This window comes from Bacillus sp. SG20033, from assembly GCF_044570195.1.
GTDB lineage: Bacteria > Bacillota > Bacilli > Bacillales > Bacillaceae > Bacillus > Bacillus subtilis.
Genome location: NZ_CP172606.1, coordinates 3,401,624 through 3,422,573, shown reverse-complemented (window position 1 = coordinate 3,422,573; position 20,950 = coordinate 3,401,624). Strand labels below are relative to the sequence as shown.

Here is a 20,950-nt window from a genome sequence, read left to right as displayed (position 1 = left end):
TGTTCATTTTATAGTTTCCTTCAGACTGGGAGTTATATACAGGGTTTTGAAGATGACGGCGGGAGGGAGTCGGATGTTGAGACATGTGTTTTTATTCTTATCTCAAAATAAAACACTTACCAAGTTCGCAAAAGCATACGGAACGCGGCTTGGAGCACGAAGGTTTGTCGCAGGGGATACGATTGAATCGGCGGTTAAGACCGTCAAAAGGCTAAACAGATCAGGTTTGTGTGCAACAATTGATTATTTAGGCGAGTATGCAGCTTCGGAAAAAGAAGCAAACCAAGTCGCAGAGGAATGCAAGAAAGCCATTCAAGCCATTGCCGAACATCAATTGGATTCAGAGCTTTCACTTAAGCTGACCTCAATCGGGCTCGATCTTTCAGAAGAACTTGCTCTTACTCATTTGCGCGCCATTCTTTCCGTTGCGAAGCAATATGATGTTGCTGTGACCATTGATATGGAAGACTATTCCCATTATGAACAGACACTTTCTATTTACAGGCAATGCAAACAGGAATTTGAGAAGCTTGGCACGGTCATTCAGGCGTATCTGTACCGAGCGGCAGAAGATATCAGAAAGATGCGGGACTTAAAGCCGAATCTCAGACTTGTAAAAGGCGCTTATAAAGAATCTGCGGCTGTAGCGTTTCCCGACAAAAGAGGAACGGACCTTCATTTTCAGAGCTTAATAAAGCTGCAGTTGTTAAGCGGGAACTACACGGCTGTCGCCACACATGACGATGACATCATTGCATTTACGAAACAGCTCGTCACCGAACATCAAATCCCCGCGTCGCAATTTGAGTTTCAAATGCTATACGGCATCAGGCCGGAGCGTCAGAAGGAACTCGCCAAGGAAGGCTACAGAATGCGTGTGTATGTCCCATATGGAACGGACTGGTTCAGCTACTTTATGAGAAGAATTGCCGAGCGGCCTGCCAATGCAGCGTTTGTGTTAAAAGGAATTTTGAAAAAGTGAAAGCAGCCGCGGGAAGCAGCTGCATTATGATTGTTCCATGTTATGTTTTTTATACTGCTGATTTTGACTTGTCCGTTTTCCGCCGCCGTAATGCTGAGTCGGACCGGCATCTCCCTTTACGCTCGCCGCGCTGACTGCCGCTGAAGACGGATTTTTTTTCTCTTGTACCATTCCCTTCACCTCCGGGCTTAAGTTGCCCGACTTTTATAGGCTTCATACAAAAAAATAACAAATTAGCTATTGAAGTCGAACCGGAAATCTTTTAAGATGAAAGAAGAAACGGGTTTCATTTTTTTTGGTCAAAAAATGAATGACTATTCATTCAATGTTCAAGGGGGATATCTCATGCACAAACACATTCGGAAGGCAGCCGTTTTAGGATCGGGGGTAATGGGTTCCGGGATTGCGGCGCATTTGGCTAACATCGGAATTCCTGTCCTGCTGCTAGATATTGTGCCGAACGATTTGACAAAGGAAGAGGAAAAAAGGGGGCTGACGAAGGACAGTCCGGAGGTGCGCAGCAGGCTGAGCCGGCAGGCGATGAAAAAACTGCTGAAACAAAAGCCCGCTCCCCTCACATCAGCGAAAAATACCTCCTATATTACACCTGGCAATCTGGAGGATGATGCAGAAAAACTGAAAGAAGCAGATTGGATTATTGAGGTCGTTGTCGAAAACCTTGAAGTCAAAAAGAAAATTTTCGCTCTTGTGGATGAACATCGAAAGACTGGAAGCATTGTCTCAAGCAACACATCCGGTATATCAGTGCAGGAAATGGCTGAAGGCCGGTCGGATGATTTTAAAGCCCATTTTCTCGGAACGCATTTTTTTAATCCCGCACGCTATTTAAAGCTGCTGGAGATCATCCCGATTAAGGAAACGGATCCTGATATTTTAAAATTTATGACAGCTTTCGGAGAAAATGTCCTCGGGAAAGGCGTTGTTACAGCAAAGGACACACCGAACTTTATTGCAAACCGAATCGGGACTTACGGGCTTCTCGTGACAGTCCAAGAAATGCTGAAAGGCGGCTATCAGGTCGGGGAGGTTGATTCGATCACAGGACCGCTGATCGGCAGGCCGAAAAGCGCCACCTTTAGAACGCTTGATGTGGTCGGTCTCGATACATTCGCCCACGTTGCCCGAAATGTGTATGACAAAGCTGATGGCGATGAAAAAGAAGTGTTTCGCCTTCCAAGCTTCATGAACGATATGCTGGAAAAAGGGTGGATCGGAAGTAAGGCCGGCCAAGGCTTTTATAAAAAAGAAGGAAAAACGATTTATGAGCTTGACCCAGTGACGCTTACTTACGGCGAGCGGACAAAAATGAAAACACCTGCACTTGAAGCGGCAAAACAGGCAAAAGGGACAAAATCCAAAATGAAAGCGCTTATTTATTCGGATGACAGGGCCGGCCGATTGCTGTGGAATATCACTTCTCAAACCCTGCTTTACTCAGCCGAGCTGCTTGGCGAGATTGCCGATGATATTCATGCGATTGACCAAGCCATGAAGTGGGGATTCGGCTGGGAACTGGGACCTTTTGAAATGTGGGACGCCATCGGCCTCAAGCAGTCAGCGGAAAAGCTTGAGCAGCTTGGAGCAGATATGCCTGGCTGGATAAAAGAGATGCTGGATAAAGGAAATGAAACCTTCTACATCAAAGAGAACGGAACGGTATTTTATTATGACCGCGGCGAATACAGAGCCGTGAAAGAAAACAAAAAACGAATTCATTTACAAGCACTTAAAGAAACAAAAGGCGTGATTGCGAAAAACAGCGGAGCAAGCTTAATTGACCTTGGAGATGATGTGGCCCTTCTTGAATTTCATTCGAAAAGCAATGCGATCGGCCTCGATATCATTCAAATGATCCACAAAGGATTAGAGGAAACAGAACGGAATTACAAGGGGCTTGTCATCGGCAATCAAGGGAAAAATTTCTGCGTCGGCGCGAATCTCGCCATGATCTTAATGGAAGTCCAAGATGACAACTTTTTGGAAGTTGATTTTGTGATCCGCCGTTTTCAGGAGACGATGATGAAGATCAAATACAGTGCGAAACCGGTCGTCGCCGCGCCATTTGGCATGACGCTCGGCGGAGGAACGGAAGTATGCCTGCCTGCGGCGCGCACTCAAGCGGCAAGCGAAGCCTATATGGGACTTGTGGAATCAGGTGTCGGCCTCATCCCTGGCGGAGGGGGAAACAAAGAGCTGTACATCAATCATCTTCGCTGCGGCCTTGATCCGATGAATGCGGCAATGAAAACATTTGAAACGATTGCGATGGCGAAAGTGTCCGCTTCCGCTCAAGAGGCTCGTGAGATGAACATCTTAAAAGAAACGGATCAGATCAGCGTGAATCAAGACCACCTGTTATACGATGCGAAGCAGTTGGCCGCATCTTTATACGATACCGGCTGGCGGCCGCCTGTAAAAGAAAAGGTCAAGGTGCCGGGAGAAACCGGTTATGCGGCACTCTTGCTTGGCGCTGAGCAGATGAAGCTGTCCGGCTATATATCTGAGCATGATTTCAAGATCGCGAAAAAACTCGCTTATGTCATTGCGGGCGGAAAAGTGCCGTTTGGTACAGAGGTTGATGAAGAGTATTTATTGGAGATCGAAAGAGAAGCGTTTTTGAGTTTGGCAGGAGAAGCAAAATCTCAAGCGAGAATGCAGCATATGCTTGTGAAAGGTAAACCTTTACGGAATTAGGAGGGAGCTTATGAAAGAGGCAGTCATTGTGTCAGGTGCAAGAACACCGGTTGGAAAAGCAAAAAAAGGATCGTTGGCCACCGTTCGCCCGGATGATTTGGGAGCGATTTGTGTAAAAGAGACACTGAAACGGGCAGGCGGTTACGAAGGCAATATTGACGATTTGATTATTGGCTGTGCAACGCCTGAAGCGGAGCAGGGGCTTAATATGGCGAGAAATATCGGTGCGCTCGCGGGCCTGCCGTACACGGTTCCGGCGATTACAGTTAACCGTTATTGCTCTTCAGGCCTTCAGTCTATTGCATATGCAGCAGAAAAAATTATGCTGGGCGCCTACGATACAGCGATCGCCGGCGGAGCGGAATCCATGTCGCAAGTTCCGATGATGGGGCATGTTACCCGTCCGAACCTTGCTTTGGCAGAAAAGGCGCCGGAATATTATATGAGCATGGGACACACAGCCGAGCAAGTCGCGAAAAAATACGGCGTCTCCCGTGAGGATCAAGACGCGTTTGCCGTTCGCAGCCACCAAAACGCCGCTAAAGCCCTTGCAGAAGGAAAATTTAAAGATGAAATTGTACCCGTAGAAGTGACGGTGACAAAAATTGGAGAAAACCATAAGCCTCAGGAAAAACAATTTGTATTTTCTCAGGATGAAGGTGTTCGCCCGCAAACGACTGCAGACATCTTATCGACATTGCGCCCGGCCTTTTCCGTTGACGGGACGGTGACTGCGGGCAATTCCTCGCAGACGAGTGACGGAGCGGCGGCTGTCATGCTGATGGACCGGGAAAAAGCCGATGCTCTTGGCCTGGCGCCGCTTGTGAAATTCCGCTCCTTTGCGGTAGGCGGCGTGCCGCCGGAAGTGATGGGAATCGGACCGGTGGAAGCGATTCCGCGCGCTTTGAAGCTTGCCGGACTTCAGCTGCAGGACATCGGCTTGTTTGAACTGAATGAAGCTTTTGCCTCACAGGCCATTCAAGTAATCAGGGAATTGGGAATTGATGAAGAAAAAGTGAATGTCAACGGGGGCGCAATCGCGCTTGGACACCCGCTTGGCTGTACAGGCACAAAGCTTACACTCTCACTCATCCATGAAATGAAACGGAGAAACGAGCAATTTGGAGTCGTGACCATGTGTATCGGCGGCGGGATGGGAGCGGCCGGTGTATTTGAATTATGCTAAAGGGGGAAAAACAAATGGCAAAAAAAGCGGCTGAAGTACAAAAAGGCGGCGGATTTTTAATCGAGGATGTCACATACGATCAAATGTATACACCGGAGGATTTCACTGACGAGCATAAAATGATTGCGAAAACAACAGAGGATTACATCGAGCAAGATGTTCTCCCTCATATAGATGATATCGAAAACCACCAATTCGAGCATTCTGTCAGACTGTTGAAGAAAGCGGGCGAACTAGGACTGCTTGGCGCCGATGTGCCGGAAGAATACGGAGGGCTCGGCCTAGATAAAATCAGCTCGGCACTCATCACTGAGAAATTTTCGCGTGCGGGAAGCTTTTCTCTTTCTTATGGCGCGCATGTCGGTATCGGTTCCTTGCCGATCGTCTTTTTCGGGTCAGAAGAACAAAAGAAAAAATATTTGCCTGGACTCGCTTCAGGCGAAAAGATCGCCGCTTATGCTCTGACTGAGCCTGGCTCTGGGTCTGATGCACTTGGAGCAAAAACAACAGCTGTGCTGAATGAAGCAGGAACCCATTATGTATTAACAGGGGAAAAACAGTGGATTACCAACTCTGCTTTTGCCGATGTATTTGTGGTTTACGCTAAGGTAGACGGCGACAAGTTTTCAGCCTTTATTGTAGAAAAAGAGTTCCCGGGTGTCTCCACGGGACCGGAAGAAAAGAAAATGGGAATCAAGGGATCATCGACAAGAACCCTCATTCTGGATCAAGCTGAAGTGCCAAAGGAAAACCTGCTCGGAGAAATCGGCAAAGGGCATGTCATCGCCTTTAATATTTTAAACATCGGCCGTTACAAACTGGCGGTTGGCACAATCGGCGCATCTAAACGCGTCATCGAGCTGTCTGCGGCATACGCAAATCAGCGCCGCCAATTTAAAACGCCGATTGCTGGTTTTTCATTGACACAGGAAAAAATCGGGACAATGGCCTCAAGGCTGTATGCGATGGAAAGCTCTGTATACAGAACCGTCGGGCTGTTTGAAGACAATATGAGCCAGTTCACGGCCGAAGATCTCAAGGACGGCCGGCAAATCGCCAAATCGATTGCGGAATACGCCATCGAATGCTCTCTGAATAAGGTATTCGGCTCTGAAACGCTTGATTATATCGTTGATGAAGGCGTGCAGATTCATGGAGGCTACGGCTTTATGCAGGAGTACGAAGTAGAAAGGGCCTATAGGGATTCAAGGATCAATCGGATTTTTGAAGGCACAAACGAAATCAACAGGTTAATCGTGCCAAGCACCTTCCTGAAAAAAGCGCTTAAAGGCGAGCTGCCTTTATTCGAAAAAGCGCAGTCGCTGCAGGAAGAACTCATGATGCTTATGCCTGAAGAGCCTGGAAGCGGCGTCTTAGAGCAGGAGAAATATATCGTCAAGCAAGCCAAAAAAATTGCGTTGTTTGCTGCCGGCCTAGCCGCGCAAAAATACGGAAAAGCGATCGATCGTGAGCAAGAAATTCTCGTGAACGTAGCGGATATCGTCAGCAATGTATACGCAATGGAATCAGCCGTGCTCAGAACGGAAAAGGCCATTGCCGCACAAGGCGCTGAAAAAGCAGCGCAAAAGGTGCTGTACACAGAAATTTTCGTTCAAGAGGCCTTTAACGAAATTGAAGCGCATGCGAAGGAATCCCTTATCGCAATGGAAGAAGGAGATTCACTCCGCATGATGCTTTCCGCTCTGCGCAAGCTGACACGCGTAACGCCTAAAAACGTGATTCAGAAAAAACGCGAGGCGGCGGCAGGCATTTTTGAGGCTGAGAAATATACTGTCTGATTGGCCAAGAGCTCCGAATGCGCGGAGCTCTTTTTTAAGAAGCACTGTTTTAGGTTTTTAAAACAAACTGTGTTAAAATAACCTCGATTATTTTATTGAGGGGGAAGAAGATGTCGTTAACTTTTTACTGGTACCCTAAATGCGGAACGTGCCGCAAAGCAAAGAAGTGGCTTGAAGAGCATGGAAAAGAAATAAACGAAATACATATTGCTGAGCAGCCGCCAAGCAAAGAAGAATTAAAAGCGCTTTATGAAAAAAGCGGGCTGGATCTCAAGAAATTTTTCAACACGAGCGGCATGAAATACCGCGAACTCAATCTCAAGGAAAAGCTGTATCACATGTCAGAGGACGAACAGCTCGAGCTGCTGGCTTCAGATGGTATGCTGATCAAACGCCCGCTTACAACAGACGGTGAAAAAGTGACTGTCGGATTTAAAGAAGACCAATTTGAAGAAAACTGGGCTTAATGTAAATTTTTTTTGAAAAGTGTGGTATCTTCTTATTGTAGTGCTGTAAAAAATGGAGGGATTCAATTGAGCATACCAAAAGATTTGCGTTACTCAGGAGAACACGAGTGGGTAAAAGTTGAAGGAGAAAAAGCCAGAATCGGAATTACGCATTTTGCCCAGTCCGAACTAGGCGACATCGTGTTTGTCGAACTTCCTGAAGTGGGCGCTGAAATCAAAGCGGACGAGCCATTCGGCAGTGTTGAATCCGTTAAAACGGTATCTGAGCTTTATGCACCGATTAACGGAACGGTTGTGGAAGTAAACGAAGATCTTGATGACAGTCCGGAATTCGTCAACGAATCTCCGTACGAAAAAGCATGGATGATCGTCGTTGAGCCATCTGACGCTTCTGAAATTGAAAAACTGATGACAGCAGAGCAATACGAAGAGATGACACAAGAAGACTAAAACAGGATAGCCGTAAAAGCAATTGGACACGCTAACGTTATGGGAGGTGTCCAATATGGCTTTCGACAAACAAAAGCTCGATGTCACCAATGACGTGACAGGCCGCTTTCAAAATGGCCGGCTCTCGTTATATCATGATAATGAGATGATCGGCCAAATGACAAGCATGAATGAATATGAGCTTAAGTCCGGTTATTCCTTTGAAAATGAGAAATTTTATAAGACAGTCGATGTGGTCTCTGGAGACGACGCAAAATATGTAGATTGTGACTACGAAAACGGCTGGTGTTAATGTTGGCGGTGAATTTCACTGCCTTCTTTTACAATCTGAACGTTTCAAATTTGACGCGGCAGGTGAACAAGATGAAGATGGATGAGCTGGAAAAGGTTATGATTGTCGAGGGGAAATCAGATAAAGAGAAAATCGAAAGCGTCCTGAATGAACCGGTGCGCATTATCTGCACAAACGGAACAATCAGCCAGCTGAGGCTCGAGGGATTGGCTGACGAGCTTTATGATAAAGACGTCTATATATTAGTTGATGCTGATGAATCAGGTGAGAAATTGAGAAAACAGCTGAAGCGTGAATTTAATGAAGCCTGCCATCTCCATGTCGACAGAGCCTATAAGGAAGTAGCGGCTGCGCCCAGGCACCATATCGCTTCTGTATTGCTGCGTGCGAATCTGAATGTCCATACTATTTTTCTTGAAAGAAAGTCCCGAGGTGTATAGCATGAAAGAACTCCAAGAACACGAACTTGATCACATTGAAGATGATGTGTACCTTCTATATTTATATACTCCGTTTTGCGGCACCTGCCAGCTTGCAAGCAAAATGCTGACAGTGGTGAAAGAAATGCTGCCGGATGTCGCCTTCTATCAAAACAATGTCAATTACTCTCCGACATTCGCAAAAGCGTATCAAATTGAAAGCGTCCCTTGTTTTCTGCTGTTTAAAGGCGGAAAGATGGTCGAAAGAGGATATGCATTTCATTCCGTTTCTTATTTATATGAGCTGATCAAACAAAAATCATCTTCCGCATCCCATTTATGACATATTTCTCAGCATATCCAATGAAATTGTCGTTCGTTTTATAAAGGGGTTCTTGCGACAAAGAGAGAAATGTGTATGTATGACCAACAAATAGGAGGTTGTACATATGGAGAAAGCGGAAGTTTTAGAAGATGAGTATCAGCATCTGTTTTTAAAACCCCTTTTGAATGCCTCAACATTGCTCATTACCTTCCAAGGAGAAGCAGAAGCCTTAACCGTCTCAATAAACGAACAGGGAGAAATGAAAAAAGTTTCTCCGCCCCAAACGTCCAACCTGACCTTTTACGGAAACCAAACGGAAATTATTGATTTATTGCACGGAGACATTTCCCTTCAGCACCTGATTCAGAGCGGAAGCCTCAAAGTAAAGGGGTCATTCAGGGCCCTGTTAAAGCTGGAAGCCATTCTCTGGCTGACAAATGGATTTTTTCAGAGGATTTTAAAAAATTAAAAAATAATAAATTATTATAATAGTAAAAGTTGACATCATTTATTTTATTGACATTTAATCATTCGCCGTGCTATTCTACATTAAGAATTTCCGGACGAAAAAGACTATATATTTCTCTTATCAAGAGAGGTGGAGGGAAGTGCCCTATGAAGCCCGGCAACCATCAACACTGTTGAAATGGTGCCAATTCACACGAAGCGTTCAGCTTTGAAAGATGAGAGAAAGGCATTTTATATAAGCCTTTCTGCTCAAGTGTGCAGAAAGGCTTTTCTTTTGCAGAAAAAACCGGAAGATTTCTTAGAATAGTGTTAAGGCAGGTGATTGCTTTGATCAATCTTCAGGATGTTTCAAAAGTTTACAAGTCGAAACATGGAGATGTCAATGCTGTCCAAAACGTCTCGCTTTCCATTAAAAAAGGTGAGATTTTTGGAATTATAGGATATAGCGGAGCTGGTAAGAGTTCCTTAATCCGTCTGCTGAACGGCCTTGAGAAACCAACCTCAGGAACCGTGGAAGTGGCGGGAACCAAGATTAATGAAGTAAATGGACGCGGTTTAAGAAAAGCACGCCATGAGATCAGTATGATTTTCCAGCATTTCAATTTGCTTTGGTCGCGGACCGTCAGAGATAATATCATGTTTCCTTTAGAAATTGCCGGGGTGAAAAAGAGCGAGCGGATCAAGCGCGCCAATGAACTGATTAAACTGGTAGGTTTAGAAGGAAAAGAAAAATCATATCCGTCCCAGCTGAGCGGCGGGCAGAAGCAGCGTGTCGGAATTGCCAGAGCGCTTGCAAACAATCCGAAGGTTCTCCTTTGTGACGAAGCGACATCAGCATTAGATCCGCAAACGACAGATTCAATTCTGGATCTATTGTCCGATATTAATGAAAGACTCGGTTTGACGATTGTGCTGATTACGCACGAAATGCATGTCATCCGCAAAATCTGCAACAGAGTCGCCGTCATGGAAAACGGCAAGGTGGTCGAAGAAGGCGAGGTTCTCGATGTCTTTAAAAATCCAAAGGAACAAATGACAAAACGATTTGTTCAACAGGTGACAGAGCCGGAAGAAACGAAAGAGACGCTTCAGCACCTTCTTGATGATACAGCATCAGGAAAAATGGTTCAGCTCACATTTGTCGGTGAGTCAGCTGAACAGCCTCTGATTACAGAGATGATCAGAAACTTCAATGTCAGCGTCAATATTCTGCAAGGGAAAATTTCGCAGACGAAGGATGGGGCTTACGGTTCACTGTTCATCCACATTGACGGAGACGAGGAAGAAGTGCAAAACGTGATCCGATTCATTAATGACAAACAGGTGAAAGCAGAGGTGATCACGAATGTTTGAAAAATACTTCCCGAACGTTGATTTAACTGAATTATGGAACGCGACATATGAAACACTTTATATGACGCTGATTTCTTTACTGTTTGCTTTTGTCATCGGGGTCATCCTCGGCTTGCTGCTCTTTCTGACGAGCAAAGGAAGCCTCTGGCAGAATAAAGCGGTCAACTCAGTGATTGCGGCCGTTGTTAACATATTCAGATCGATTCCGTTCCTTATTTTAATTATTTTACTATTAGGTTTTACGAAATTTTTAGTCGGCACGATCTTAGGGCCAAACGCCGCATTGCCGGCGCTGGTAATCGGCTCGGCACCATTTTACGCGCGCCTTGTTGAAATCGCGTTGCGTGAGGTGGATAAAGGTGTGATTGAAGCAGCTAAATCAATGGGCGCGAAAACGTCTACGATTATTTTCAAAGTGCTGATTCCGGAATCAATGCCTGCTCTTATTTCTGGCATTACGGTTACAGCCATCGCTTTGATCGGCTCAACGGCAATTGCCGGAGCCATTGGTTCAGGAGGCCTTGGAAACCTTGCGTACGTAGAAGGATATCAGTCTAATAACGCTGATGTTACCTTCGTTGCTACTGTGTTTATTTTAATCATCGTGTTTATTATTCAAATCATCGGTGATCTAATAACAAATATTATAGACAAACGATAAGGGAGGATTTACATTGAAAAAGCTATTTTTGGGTGCATTACTGCTTGTATTTGCAGGAGTTATGGCTGCCTGCGGTTCGAATAACGGCGCTGAATCCGGCAAGAAAGAAATTGTCGTTGCGGCAACGAAAACACCGCATGCGGAAATTTTAAAAGAAGCTGAACCATTGCTGAAAGAAAAAGGTTATACGCTGAAAGTGAAAGTGCTTAGTGATTACAAAATGTACAACAAAGCTTTAGCTGATAAAGAAGTGGACGCGAACTACTTCCAGCACATTCCTTACCTTGAGCAAGAAATGAAAGAAAACACAGATTACAAACTTGTGAATGCCGGCGCTGTTCACTTAGAGCCATTCGGTATTTACTCTAAAACATACAAATCACTGAAAGACCTTCCAGACGGTGCGACAATCATTCTGACAAACAACGTTGCTGAACAAGGACGTATGCTTGCAATGCTTGAAAACGCTGGATTAATCACTCTTGATTCTAAGGTAGAAACAGTTGACGCAACATTGAAAGACATTAAGAAAAACCCGAAAAACCTTGAATTCAAAAAAGTAGCGCCTGAATTAACGGCAAAAGCATATGAAAACAAAGAAGGAGACGCGGCCTTCATCAATGTAAACTATGCGATCCAAAATAAATTAAATCCTAAAAAAGATGCAATTGAAGTAGAATCAACGAAAAACAACCCATACGCTAACATTATCGCAGTAAGAAAAGGCGAAGAAGATTCTGCCAAAATCAAAGCGCTGATGGAAGTTCTTCATTCTAAAAAGATCAAAGACTTCATCGAGAAAAAATACGACGGAGCTGTGCTTCCTGTATCTGAATAAGACTGAAACCCCGGATGAGAAATCCGGGGTTTTTTTCGCGTATTTTCTTAAAAGCTGTTCATAATAAAAAGGAATGTTAAACAGATGGAGGGATTTTCTTTGAATCAAGACAGAGGAAGCATGCAGGACGCGTTAAAACAATATAAACATGGTTTAGGCACATTTGAACAAAAGATGCCGCTGATGGGAAGAAAATTTAACGAATTTACTGAACAGTGCTTTGCCGGGAATTCTCTGACTGAAAGAGAAAAACAGCTGATCGCCCTCGGAATTGCCATCAATGCTCAGGACGAATATTGCATGATCTATCATACAAAAGGCTGTCTCGATCAGGGAGCGACAGAAGAAAACATTCTCGAAGCCGTCAGTGTGGCAGCGGCATTTGGAGGCGGCGCAGCTTTCAGCCAAGGCGTGACAGTCGTTCAACAGTGCATTGAGGAATTCGGAAACACCACGCATTAAGAGAAGGAATATTCCGAAAAACCATTCTCATTTGTTCTGAAAGGATGCTTTCGTCTCATCTGCCGCTATTTCACGCCAAATCGTTTTTGCGGCATCCAACGCAGCACTGGTACAATAAAAAGCAAATATATGAAGGGATTGATTCATTATTTGCAGCAGCCAGGACAGACTGAACCTCGATTATACGTCAGAAATGGAAAAAGCGATGCAGCTGTCACACGGAATTGGATACGAGGAATATGGACGCCGGCTGGAAACAAGAATGAAAGTAGAGCGGCAGAGAGAGCTTGATTACGAAAAAAGCAAGCGGATTTCTGCGGGAGCTTATTGAGAAAATCAATCTTTTAAAAAAGGGTGGGAATCCACTCTTTTTCTTTTTCAATCGCTTTAATAAAGTGCTGATCTTTGTTAAACTTGAGGAATGTGCTAGGCACGATAAAAAGTTGTATTTACTTTTCATTTGTTATAAAATTAGAATGAGAATAAAATGAGAATAATGATTATATATTTTTGGAGGTATAGATATGGCTGCTTCAACATTAACGATCAAAGATCTTCACGTTGAAATCGAAGGGAAAGAGATCTTAAAGGGTGTAAACCTTGAAATAAAAGGTGGAGAATTCCACGCAGTAATGGGCCCGAACGGAACTGGTAAATCCACTTTATCAGCTGCTATTATGGGGCATCCTAAATATGAAGTAACAAAAGGCAGCATCACGCTTGACGGCAAAGATGTACTGGAGATGGAAGTGGACGAGCGTGCGCAGGCAGGCTTATTCCTTGCGATGCAGTACCCAAGTGAAATCAGCGGTGTGACAAATGCCGACTTCCTTCGCTCAGCAATCAACGCGCGCAGAGAAGAAGGCGATGAAATTTCTCTCATGAAATTCATCCGCAAAATGGACGAAAACATGGAGTTCCTTGAAATGGACCCTGAAATGGCTCAGCGCTATCTTAACGAAGGCTTCTCAGGCGGGGAGAAAAAACGCAACGAAATCCTTCAATTAATGATGATTGAACCGAAAATCGCCATCCTTGATGAAATTGACTCAGGTCTTGATATTGACGCTTTGAAAGTTGTATCAAAAGGGATCAACAAAATGCGCAGCGAAAGCTTCGGCTGCCTGATGATCACGCACTATCAGCGCCTGTTAAACTACATCACTCCGGATGTTGTTCACGTTATGATGCAAGGCCGCGTTGTAAAATCCGGCGGTGCAGAGCTTGCTCAGCGTCTTGAAGCAGAAGGTTATGACTGGATCAAACAAGAACTTGGCATTGAAGACGAAACTGTTGGCCAAGAAGCGTAAGCGTTAGGGGGATTAATATGACACTAGGTACAAAACTATCCGTAGATCAGGAGTATCTCAAAAGCTTTTCCGAAAAGCACCAAGAACCTGCCTGGCTGAAGAACCTGCGCTTACAGGCTCTTGAACAAGCTGAGGATCTGCCGATGCCGAAACCTGACAAAACAAAAATCACAAACTGGAACTTCACGAATTTCACGAAGCATACAGTGGATAACGAACCGCTTTCTTCATTAGAGGATTTGACTGATGAAGTAAAAGCGCTGATCGACGTTGAAAACGAAGATAAAACATTATACGTACAGCGTGACCAGACGCCGGCATATCTTTCTCTTTCTCAAGAATTGAAAGACAAAGGCGTCATCTTCACTGATATTCTGACTGCTGCACGTGAGCACAGCGACTTGGTGGAGAAATACTTTATGAAGGACGGCGTGAAAGTTGACGAACATAAGTTAACTGCACTTCACGGGGCTCTTGTTAACGGAGGAGCATTCCTTTATGTTCCGAAAAATGTTCAGGTGGAGACGCCGGTTCAGGCTGTTTATGTCCACGAAAGCAATGATACAGCTCTATTCAACCACGTGCTGATTGTGGCTGAAGACCACAGCTCTGTAACATATGTAGAAAACTACATCAGCACTGTAAACCCGAAAGACGCTGTCTTCAATATTATCAGTGAGGTCATCACAGGTGATAATGCCAGCGTGACATACGGTGCGGTGGATAATCTGTCAAGCGGTGTGACAACTTATGTGAACCGCCGCGGTGCTGCGCGCGGACGCGACAGCAAAATCGAGTGGGCTCTTGGCCTGATGAACGACGGCGACACGATTTCCGAAAATACAACAAACCTTTACGGTGACGGCACATACGGCGATACGAAAACGGTTGTTGTCGGAAGAGGAGAGCAAACAGAAAACTTCACAACACAAATCATCCATTTCGGTAAAGCTTCTGAAGGCTATATCTTGAAGCACGGTGTGATGAAGGATTCCGCTTCTTCTATCTTTAACGGAATCGGCAAAATCGAACATGGCGCTTCTAAAGCGAATGCGGAGCAAGAATCACGCGTGCTGATGCTTAGCGAAAAAGCACGCGGAGACGCAAACCCTATTCTTTTAATTGACGAAGACGATGTAACTGCAGGACATGCGGCATCTGTCGGCCGTGTGGACCCTATTCAGCTTTACTACCTGATGAGCCGCGGAATTCCGAAAGAAGAAGCAGAACGCTTAGTCATTTACGGATTCCTTGCACCGGTAGTAAATGAACTTCCGATTGAAGGCGTTAAGAAACAATTAGTTTCTGTTATCGAAAGGAAAGTGAAGTAATGAATATCACAGATATTCGTGAACAGTTCCCGATCCTTCATCAGCAAGTGAACGGACATGATCTCGTTTATCTCGACAGCGCGGCGACTTCCCAGAAGCCGCGTGCTGTCATTGAAACACTGGATAAGTATTATAACCAATACAATTCCAATGTTCACCGGGGCGTCCATACACTTGGAACCAGAGCGACAGATGGTTATGAAGGAGCGCGTGAAAAAGTCCGCAAGTTTATTAACGCGAAGTCAATGGCTGAGATTATTTTCACAAAAGGCACGACCACATCACTGAATATGGTGGCGTTAAGCTATGCGCGCGCCAACCTGAAACCTGGTGATGAAGTGGTCATCACCTACATGGAGCATCATGCGAATATCATTCCGTGGCAGCAGACTGTAAAAGCAACTGGCGCCACATTAAAATATATTCCGCTGCAGGAAGACGGAACGATTTCTTTAGAAGACGTCAGAGAAACGGTCACAAGCAACACAAAAATTGTTGCGGTGTCTCATGTATCTAATGTCCTCGGCACGGTCAACCCGATTAAAGAAATGGCGAAAATCGCTCATGACAATGGGGCTGTCATTGTGGTGGACGGTGCACAAAGCACGCCTCACATGAAAATTGACGTGCAGGATCTCGATTGCGACTTCTTTGCGCTTTCTTCCCATAAAATGTGCGGACCTACCGGTGTTGGTGTGCTGTACGGAAAGAAAGCCCTGCTGGAAAACATGGAGCCTGCCGAATTCGGCGGTGAAATGATCGACTTTGTCGGGCTTTATGAATCAACTTGGAAAGAGCTTCCGTGGAAATTCGAAGCGGGTACGCCGATCATTGCAGGAGCAATCGGTCTCGGTGCCGCCATTGATTTTCTCGAAGAAATCGGTCTTGATGAGATTTCCCGCCATGAGCACAAGCTTGCAGCTTATGCGCTTGAACGCTTCCGCCAGCTTGACGGCGTAACAGTTTACGGACCGGAAGAGCGTGCTGGGCTTGTCACATTCAACCTTGATGATGTTCATCCGCACGATGTGGCGACTGTGCTTGATGCGGAGGGAATTGCAGTCAGAGCCGGCCACCATTGCGCGCAGCCGCTGATGAAATGGCTGGATGTAACTGCTACTGCAAGAGCAAGCTTTTATCTGTATAATACAGAGGAAGAGATTGATAAGCTTGTGGAAGCTCTTCAAAAGACAAAGGAGTATTTTACAAATGTCTTTTAATGCAAACTTAGATACATTGTACAGACAGGTGATTATGGATCATTACAAAAACCCGCGCAATAAAGGGGTTTTGAATGACAGCATCGTCGTGGATATGAACAATCCGACATGCGGAGACCGCATCAGACTGACAATGAAGCTTGACGGAGACATCGTGGAAGATGCGAAATTTGAAGGGGAAGGCTGTTCCATTTCAATGGCATCCGCTTCGATGATGACTCAGGCGATTAAAGGGAAAGATATTGAAACTGCCCTTTCCATGTCTAAGATTTTCTCGGATATGATGCAAGGGAAAGAGTATGATGATTCTATAGATCTCGGGGATATTGAAGCCCTTCAAGGCGTTTCAAAATTCCCGGCCCGTATCAAATGTGCAACCCTCTCATGGAAAGCACTTGAAAAAGGAGTCGCGAAAGAAGAAGGCGGCAATTAAAAGGATTGGAGTGAAAATGGATGGCTAAAAAAATGCCTGATATTGGTGAATACAAGTATGGTTTTCACGACAAGGACGTTTCCATTTTCCGTTCAGAGCGCGGATTGACAAAAGAAATCGTAGAAGAAATTTCTCGCATGAAAGAAGAGCCTCAATGGATGCTTGACTTCCGCTTGAAATCACTTGAGCATTTCTACAACATGCCGATGCCTCAATGGGGCGGAGATTTAAACTCACTGAACTTTGACGAAATTACGTACTACGTAAAACCGTCTGAGCGTTCAGAGCGTTCTTGGGATGAAGTTCCTGAAGAAATTAAACAAACATTCGACAAGCTCGGTATTCCTGAAGCTGAACAAAAATACCTTGCGGGTGTTTCTGCTCAGTACGAATCTGAGGTTGTATACCACAACATGAAAGAAGATCTTGAAGCGCAAGGCATCGTCTTTAAAGACACTGACAGCGCGCTGAAAGAGAATGAAGATATTTTCCGTGAGCACTGGGCAAAAGTAATTCCGCCGACTGATAACAAGTTTGCGGCGCTTAACTCAGCTGTTTGGTCCGGCGGATCTTTCATCTACGTGCCTAAAGGCGTGAAGGTTGAAACACCGCTTCAAGCTTACTTCCGTATCAACTCTGAGAACATGGGTCAGTTCGAACGTACACTGATCATTGTTGACGAAGAAGCAAGCGTTCATTATGTTGAAGGCTGTACGGCGCCTGTTTACACAACAAACTCACTTCACAGTGCGGTCGTTGAGATCATCGTGAAAAAAGGCGGCTACTGCCGTTATACAACGATCCAAAACTGGGCGAACAACGTTTACAACCTTGTAACAAAGCGTACAGTCTGTGAAGAAAACGCAACAATGGAATGGATCGACGGCAACATCGGTTCTAAGCTGACAATGAAATATCCGGCTTGTATCCTAAAAGGCGAAGGCGCGCGCGGTATGACGCTTTCTATCGCTCTTGCGGGTAAAGGCCAGCATCAGGATGCAGGTGCGAAAATGATTCACCTTGCACCAAACACATCATCTACAATCGTATCAAAATCGATTTCAAAACAGGGCGGAAAAGTAACGTACCGCGGAATCGTCCACTTCGGGCGCAAAGCGGAAGGCGCTCGCTCTAACATCGAGTGCGATACGCTCATTATGGATAACAAATCAACGTCAGACACAATTCCTTACAATGAAATCTTAAATGATAACATTTCATTGGAGCACGAAGCGAAAGTGTCTAAAGTATCTGAAGAGCAGCTCTTCTACTTAATGAGCCGCGGTATTTCTGAAGAAGAAGCAACTGAAATGATCGTAATGGGCTTTATCGAGCCATTCACAAAAGAGCTTCCAATGGAATACGCAGTAGAAATGAACCGTTTGATTAAGTTCGAAATGGAAGGTTCTATCGGTTAATGATGAAAACCCCTTTGTTTATCAAGGGGCTGGCGTGCCGAATTTGATTGTAGAAGACGAACTTTTGAAGTTCGTCTTCTTTTATTTTTCAGAGACATATCCACTGTTATTTTAATGGTTTTAATTCCTTATCGATTAGAATATTTCAGACCTGCGCCGGATAGGTTCAGTTTCTATATCACGCAACCATACAGTTGCTTATGCTTGACATGCAACTAATGAGTTGCTTATACTCAATATATGAATTGGAACAAAGACGCTATATTCAAAGCACTCGGCGATTCGACTCGGCGGCTTATATTAGACGAATTATCTGAACGCAACGAGCTGACGTTGTATGAACTTACGATACGTCTTATTACAAAGTACGACCTTTCTATTACGCGACAGGCGATAGCTAAACACCTTTCTGTACTGGAGGATGCAGGACTCGTAACATCAAAACGAAAGGGAAAATATCGAGTACTTATATTCAACAACGAACCGCTTAAAAATTTGCTGAAAGGATGGATAGAGTAATTTTATAAAACCAGCACTGACTTTCTGTAAAATGTTGGTTTGTTTTGCTTGAAGCCGGATTGTTTGCACAGTACCATACACCATAAATATCAAAGGAGGAAACAACAATATGAAAATCATTGTGACTAGTATATTCGTGCAAGATCAAGACAAGGCACTGAAGTTCTATACAGAAAAACTGGGGTTTGTAAAAAAGGAGGATGTTCCCATGGGGAAATTCAGGTGGATAACGCTTGTTTCTCCAGATGATCAAGACGGAACCGAGCTTTTACTCGAACCGAATGAACATCCTGCCGCCAAGGAGTATCAAAAGAAGATATTCTCCGAAGGCTTCCCGGCCACAATGTTTGGCGTTGCAGATATTCAAAAAGAGTACAACCGATTAAAGGAAAAAGGCGTGACGTTTACGATGGAACCGACAAAAATGGGCGAAGTCACAATTGCTGTCTTCGATGATACATGCGGTAACCTTATTCAAATTGTACAGAAGTAACCGATTCAGTCGCGTCCTTTTTGTATGCAGAAGAAAAACCGCTGGCCGAGGGGCCGCGGTTTTTTACTCTTCTTCTGTCTCCTGATTGATAATTTGCTTTACAGATGATCTGCTGTTATTTTCTCTGTTCATCTCTCGCAATTGAGTATAAGCCATATCGAATTCCTCTTTTGTCATCTGCTTTGCGGCTAATGCAGAGCATAATATAGCAAAAGCAATTGGCATTGTATCAATGTGAATGTCGATATGGACCTCTGAGTTGCCGCTGTTTTTGATAACAGATTCAGTAGTGGGTATCTCTTGAGTATGTCTGTTGAGAGGAATGATGTTTTCGTTCATTAGTCTTCTCCGTCTTGTGACTGCGCCTGTGCCTGATCCTGATCTGTATTCACGTTGACCACGACTTTTGCATTACCGCTGTTTTGGACCTTTGCGACTGCCGCATCGCGTCTGTTTTCTTCATTTTCATGACGATTTTCGCTCATGGTATCATCCTTTCTCTATTGATAGTGACAGGATATTCGTTAGGAGAGTAAAGAGATTGGACGAACTTCGCGGTTTTTCCACATTAGGGCAAAAGGTCGAAGGAAAGCATTCTATTTGGTAAAATGAATAGACATTATAATAGAAAAGGTGTTTGCATATGAAATCGTACATCATCGTCGGCGCAGGGATTCTGGGCGCGTCGACGGCTTATCATCTCGCAAAATCAGGCGCTCGCGTTACTGTCATTGATCGGAAAGAGCCGGGACAAGCGACTGATGCGGCGGCGGGGATCGTCTGTCCATGGCTCTCGCAACGCCGTAATCAGGATTGGTACCAGCTTGCTAAGGGGGGAGCGCGGTACTATAAGGATTTAATCCATCAATTGGAAAAAGACGGTGAAACGGATACAGGATACAAACGTGTCGGTGCCATCAGCATTCATACTGACGCGTCTAAACTCGATAAAATGGAGGAAAGAGCGTATAAGAGACGGGAGGATGCGCCGGAAATCGGCGACATTACCCGCTTGTCTGCAAGTGAAACGAAAAAGCTGTTTCCGATTTTAGCTGACGGCTATGAATCGGTTCATATCAGCGGTGCCGCCCGTGTGAACGGAAGAGCGCTGTGCCGGTCGCTTTTAAGCGCTGCAGAGAAACGCGGCGCAACGGTCATTAAAGGAAATGCGTCTTTGCTTTTTGAAAACGGAACAGTCACCGGCGTGCAAACAGATACAAAGCAGTTTGCGGCTGACGCGGTCATTGTGACGGCGGGAGCATGGGCCAATGAGATATTGAAGCCTCTTGGCATTCATTTTCAAGTGTCATTTCAAAAAGCGCAGATTATGCATTTTGAAATGACAGATGCAGATACAGGATCGTGGCCGGTTGTAATGCCGCCGAGTGATCAGTACATTCTGTCGTTTGATAACGGCAGAATTGTAGCCGGCGCCACACACGAAAACGATGCCGGTCTTGATGATCTTCGTGTGACAGCCGGAGGCCAGCACGAAGTATTGAGCAAAGCGTTAGCAGTTGCACCGGGTCTTGCTGATGCGGCTGCTGTTGAAACAAGAGTGGGCTTCAGGCCGTTTACACCGGGATTTCTGCCGGTCGTAGGGGCCGTGCCGAATGTTCAAGGCCTGTACGCTGCAAACGGTTTGGGTGCTTCTGGACTGACGATGGGGCCGTTCTTGGGTGCAGAGCTCGCAAAGCTAGTTCTCGGAAAGCAGACAGAATTAGACCTTAGTCCTTATCATCCAGCCGGAGCACTTGCATAATAAGCAAGAGCATAACAAACAAATATAGTAAAGCTGTTCTAGCTTTT

The 20,950-nt window shown here is 45.0% G+C and carries 26 protein-coding genes and 1 riboswitch; of the genes, 23 read left to right on the top strand and 3 right to left on the bottom strand.

All coding sequences use genetic code 11. From position 1 onward, the window contains the following. The first annotated feature begins 73 nt into the window (after window positions 1-73). Complete coding sequence (locus tag ACFVP7_RS18095) at window positions 74-982, top strand: proline dehydrogenase family protein (RefSeq protein ID WP_046381311.1); 909 nt, start codon at window positions 74-76, stop codon at window positions 980-982. 24 nt (window positions 983-1,006) lie between these two features. On the opposite strand, the gene ACFVP7_RS18090 is transcribed toward ACFVP7_RS18095, so the two are convergent. After that, a complete protein-coding gene (locus tag ACFVP7_RS18090; protein ID WP_396582642.1) occupies window positions 1,007-1,153 on the bottom strand; it encodes a YuzL family protein in 147 nt (48 codons plus the stop codon). Window positions 1,154-1,327: 174 nt separating this feature from the next. On the opposite strand from ACFVP7_RS18090, the gene ACFVP7_RS18085 reads away from it, so the two are divergent. The 21 genes from ACFVP7_RS18085 to glxB all read left to right on the top strand — a co-directional run bounded on the left by ACFVP7_RS18085 (window position 1,328) and on the right by glxB (window position 19,141). Continuing rightward, window positions 1,328-3,697 carry a 3-hydroxyacyl-CoA dehydrogenase NAD-binding domain-containing protein gene (locus ACFVP7_RS18085; RefSeq protein ID WP_396582640.1) on the top strand — a complete coding sequence of 790 codons (2,370 nt, stop codon included), beginning with the start codon at window positions 1,328-1,330 and terminating at the stop codon, window positions 3,695-3,697. Between the two features lie 10 nt (window positions 3,698-3,707). Continuing rightward, the gene (locus tag ACFVP7_RS18080; RefSeq protein WP_396582638.1) at window positions 3,708-4,883 is read left to right on the top strand and encodes an acetyl-CoA C-acetyltransferase; all 1,176 of its coding nucleotides are present in this window, start codon (window positions 3,708-3,710) and stop codon (window positions 4,881-4,883) included. Between the two features lie 14 nt (window positions 4,884-4,897). Next, window positions 4,898-6,682, top strand: a complete 1,785-nt coding sequence (gene fadE / locus ACFVP7_RS18075) for an acyl-CoA dehydrogenase FadE (protein WP_021480562.1) — start codon at window positions 4,898-4,900, stop codon at window positions 6,680-6,682. Window positions 6,683-6,792: 110 nt separating this feature from the next. Further along, window positions 6,793-7,149 carry an arsenate reductase family protein gene (locus ACFVP7_RS18070; protein WP_003222779.1) on the top strand — a complete coding sequence of 119 codons (357 nt, stop codon included), beginning with the start codon at window positions 6,793-6,795 and terminating at the stop codon, window positions 7,147-7,149. Between the two features lie 66 nt (window positions 7,150-7,215). Further along, complete coding sequence (gene gcvH / locus ACFVP7_RS18065; protein ID WP_003222781.1) at window positions 7,216-7,599, top strand: glycine cleavage system protein GcvH; 384 nt, start codon at window positions 7,216-7,218, stop codon at window positions 7,597-7,599. Window positions 7,600-7,654: 55 nt separating this feature from the next. Further along, window positions 7,655-7,891, top strand: a complete 237-nt coding sequence (locus ACFVP7_RS18060) for a YusG family protein (protein ID WP_396582636.1) — start codon at window positions 7,655-7,657, stop codon at window positions 7,889-7,891. A 77-nt stretch (window positions 7,892-7,968) separates the two neighbouring features. Next, entirely contained in the window at window positions 7,969-8,331 is a 363-nt protein-coding gene (locus ACFVP7_RS18055) for a toprim domain-containing protein (RefSeq protein ID WP_396583270.1), read from the top strand. A gap of 1 nt (window position 8,332) precedes the next feature. Further along, window positions 8,333-8,653 carry a thioredoxin family protein gene (locus ACFVP7_RS18050; protein ID WP_003228585.1) on the top strand — a complete coding sequence of 107 codons (321 nt, stop codon included), beginning with the start codon at window positions 8,333-8,335 and terminating at the stop codon, window positions 8,651-8,653. A 106-nt stretch (window positions 8,654-8,759) separates the two neighbouring features. Continuing rightward, on the top strand, window positions 8,760-9,104 hold the full coding sequence (locus ACFVP7_RS18045) for an SCP2 sterol-binding domain-containing protein (RefSeq protein WP_003228587.1): 345 nt from the start codon (window positions 8,760-8,762) through the stop codon (window positions 9,102-9,104). A gap of 114 nt (window positions 9,105-9,218) precedes the next feature. Then, window positions 9,219-9,325: riboswitch (SAM riboswitch) on the top strand. Window positions 9,326-9,430: 105 nt separating this feature from the next. Further along, window positions 9,431-10,456, top strand: coding sequence for a methionine ABC transporter ATP-binding protein MetN (metN, locus tag ACFVP7_RS18040; RefSeq protein WP_003242531.1), 1,026 nt, complete (start codon window positions 9,431-9,433; stop codon window positions 10,454-10,456). Continuing rightward, on the top strand, window positions 10,449-11,117 hold the full coding sequence (gene metP / locus ACFVP7_RS18035; RefSeq protein ID WP_003228593.1) for a methionine ABC transporter permease MetP: 669 nt from the start codon (window positions 10,449-10,451) through the stop codon (window positions 11,115-11,117). Before metN ends, metP begins: the two co-directional genes overlap by 8 nt. Before the next feature lie 13 nt (window positions 11,118-11,130). Next, window positions 11,131-11,955, top strand: a complete 825-nt coding sequence (metQ, locus tag ACFVP7_RS18030) for a methionine ABC transporter substrate-binding lipoprotein MetQ (protein WP_032722486.1) — start codon at window positions 11,131-11,133, stop codon at window positions 11,953-11,955. A gap of 84 nt (window positions 11,956-12,039) precedes the next feature. Then, window positions 12,040-12,417 carry a carboxymuconolactone decarboxylase family protein gene (locus ACFVP7_RS18025; protein ID WP_014477920.1) on the top strand — a complete coding sequence of 126 codons (378 nt, stop codon included), beginning with the start codon at window positions 12,040-12,042 and terminating at the stop codon, window positions 12,415-12,417. Window positions 12,418-12,610: 193 nt separating this feature from the next. After that, window positions 12,611-12,748, top strand: a complete 138-nt coding sequence (locus ACFVP7_RS18020) for a hypothetical protein (RefSeq protein ID WP_003228600.1) — start codon at window positions 12,611-12,613, stop codon at window positions 12,746-12,748. Window positions 12,749-12,941: 193 nt separating this feature from the next. After that, complete coding sequence (sufC, locus tag ACFVP7_RS18015) at window positions 12,942-13,727, top strand: Fe-S cluster assembly ATPase SufC (protein WP_014477918.1); 786 nt, start codon at window positions 12,942-12,944, stop codon at window positions 13,725-13,727. 17 nt (window positions 13,728-13,744) lie between these two features. Beyond that, complete coding sequence (gene sufD / locus ACFVP7_RS18010) at window positions 13,745-15,058, top strand: Fe-S cluster assembly protein SufD (protein ID WP_396582631.1); 1,314 nt, start codon at window positions 13,745-13,747, stop codon at window positions 15,056-15,058. Further along, the gene (sufS, locus tag ACFVP7_RS18005; RefSeq protein ID WP_396582629.1) at window positions 15,058-16,278 is read left to right on the top strand and encodes a cysteine desulfurase SufS; all 1,221 of its coding nucleotides are present in this window, start codon (window positions 15,058-15,060) and stop codon (window positions 16,276-16,278) included. The genes sufD and sufS overlap by 1 nt, the downstream gene beginning before the upstream one ends. Continuing rightward, entirely contained in the window at window positions 16,268-16,711 is a 444-nt protein-coding gene (sufU, locus tag ACFVP7_RS18000) for a Fe-S cluster assembly sulfur transfer protein SufU (RefSeq protein ID WP_003222809.1), read from the top strand. The genes sufS and sufU overlap by 11 nt, the downstream gene beginning before the upstream one ends. A gap of 20 nt (window positions 16,712-16,731) precedes the next feature. Continuing rightward, window positions 16,732-18,129: a Fe-S cluster assembly protein SufB gene (gene sufB, locus ACFVP7_RS17995; protein ID WP_003228608.1), complete on the top strand. Its 1,398-nt coding sequence runs from the start codon at window positions 16,732-16,734 to the stop codon at window positions 18,127-18,129. Window positions 18,130-18,369: 240 nt separating this feature from the next. Beyond that, entirely contained in the window at window positions 18,370-18,648 is a 279-nt protein-coding gene (locus ACFVP7_RS17990) for a helix-turn-helix transcriptional regulator (RefSeq protein ID WP_015251274.1), read from the top strand. A gap of 109 nt (window positions 18,649-18,757) precedes the next feature. Further along, window positions 18,758-19,141, top strand: coding sequence for a methylglyoxalase (gene glxB / locus ACFVP7_RS17985; protein WP_003240869.1), 384 nt, complete (start codon window positions 18,758-18,760; stop codon window positions 19,139-19,141). Window positions 19,142-19,204: 63 nt separating this feature from the next. On the opposite strand, the gene ACFVP7_RS17980 is transcribed toward glxB, so the two are convergent. Further along, window positions 19,205-19,480: a hypothetical protein gene (locus ACFVP7_RS17980; RefSeq protein ID WP_003243521.1), complete on the bottom strand. Its 276-nt coding sequence runs from the start codon at window positions 19,478-19,480 to the stop codon at window positions 19,205-19,207. Continuing rightward, entirely contained in the window at window positions 19,480-19,626 is a 147-nt protein-coding gene (sspG, locus tag ACFVP7_RS17975; protein ID WP_015384584.1) for an acid-soluble spore protein SspG, read from the bottom strand. Before sspG ends, ACFVP7_RS17980 begins: the two co-directional genes overlap by 1 nt. A 158-nt stretch (window positions 19,627-19,784) precedes the next feature. On the opposite strand from sspG, the gene ACFVP7_RS17970 reads away from it, so the two are divergent. Then, window positions 19,785-20,903: an FAD-binding oxidoreductase gene (locus ACFVP7_RS17970; protein ID WP_283933752.1), complete on the top strand. Its 1,119-nt coding sequence runs from the start codon at window positions 19,785-19,787 to the stop codon at window positions 20,901-20,903. Window positions 20,904-20,950: the final 47 nt, after the last annotated feature.

Coding starts and splice junctions, on each gene's coding strand:
- ACFVP7_RS18095 (WP_046381311.1), top strand. CDS start 74: ATGTTGAGACATGTGTTTTTATTCTTATCTCAAAATAAAACACTTACC.
- ACFVP7_RS18090 (WP_396582642.1), bottom strand. CDS start 1,153: ATGGTACAAGAGAAAAAAAATCCGTCTTCAGCGGCAGTCAGCGCGGCG.
- ACFVP7_RS18085 (WP_396582640.1), top strand. CDS start 1,328: ATGCACAAACACATTCGGAAGGCAGCCGTTTTAGGATCGGGGGTAATG.
- ACFVP7_RS18080 (WP_396582638.1), top strand. CDS start 3,708: ATGAAAGAGGCAGTCATTGTGTCAGGTGCAAGAACACCGGTTGGAAAA.
- fadE (WP_021480562.1), top strand. CDS start 4,898: ATGGCAAAAAAAGCGGCTGAAGTACAAAAAGGCGGCGGATTTTTAATC.
- ACFVP7_RS18070 (WP_003222779.1), top strand. CDS start 6,793: ATGTCGTTAACTTTTTACTGGTACCCTAAATGCGGAACGTGCCGCAAA.
- ACFVP7_RS18060 (WP_396582636.1), top strand. CDS start 7,655: ATGGCTTTCGACAAACAAAAGCTCGATGTCACCAATGACGTGACAGGC.
- ACFVP7_RS18055 (WP_396583270.1), top strand. CDS start 7,969: ATGGATGAGCTGGAAAAGGTTATGATTGTCGAGGGGAAATCAGATAAA.
- ACFVP7_RS18050 (WP_003228585.1), top strand. CDS start 8,333: ATGAAAGAACTCCAAGAACACGAACTTGATCACATTGAAGATGATGTG.
- ACFVP7_RS18045 (WP_003228587.1), top strand. CDS start 8,760: ATGGAGAAAGCGGAAGTTTTAGAAGATGAGTATCAGCATCTGTTTTTA.
- metP (WP_003228593.1), top strand. CDS start 10,449: ATGTTTGAAAAATACTTCCCGAACGTTGATTTAACTGAATTATGGAAC.
- ACFVP7_RS18025 (WP_014477920.1), top strand. CDS start 12,040: ATGGAGGGATTTTCTTTGAATCAAGACAGAGGAAGCATGCAGGACGCG.
- ACFVP7_RS18020 (WP_003228600.1), top strand. CDS start 12,611: ATGGAAAAAGCGATGCAGCTGTCACACGGAATTGGATACGAGGAATAT.
- sufC (WP_014477918.1), top strand. CDS start 12,942: ATGGCTGCTTCAACATTAACGATCAAAGATCTTCACGTTGAAATCGAA.
- sufD (WP_396582631.1), top strand. CDS start 13,745: ATGACACTAGGTACAAAACTATCCGTAGATCAGGAGTATCTCAAAAGC.
- sufS (WP_396582629.1), top strand. CDS start 15,058: ATGAATATCACAGATATTCGTGAACAGTTCCCGATCCTTCATCAGCAA.
- sufU (WP_003222809.1), top strand. CDS start 16,268: ATGTCTTTTAATGCAAACTTAGATACATTGTACAGACAGGTGATTATG.
- sufB (WP_003228608.1), top strand. CDS start 16,732: ATGGCTAAAAAAATGCCTGATATTGGTGAATACAAGTATGGTTTTCAC.
- ACFVP7_RS17990 (WP_015251274.1), top strand. CDS start 18,370: ATGAATTGGAACAAAGACGCTATATTCAAAGCACTCGGCGATTCGACT.
- glxB (WP_003240869.1), top strand. CDS start 18,758: ATGAAAATCATTGTGACTAGTATATTCGTGCAAGATCAAGACAAGGCA.
- ACFVP7_RS17980 (WP_003243521.1), bottom strand. CDS start 19,480: ATGAACGAAAACATCATTCCTCTCAACAGACATACTCAAGAGATACCC.
- sspG (WP_015384584.1), bottom strand. CDS start 19,626: ATGAGCGAAAATCGTCATGAAAATGAAGAAAACAGACGCGATGCGGCA.
- ACFVP7_RS17970 (WP_283933752.1), top strand. CDS start 19,785: ATGAAATCGTACATCATCGTCGGCGCAGGGATTCTGGGCGCGTCGACG.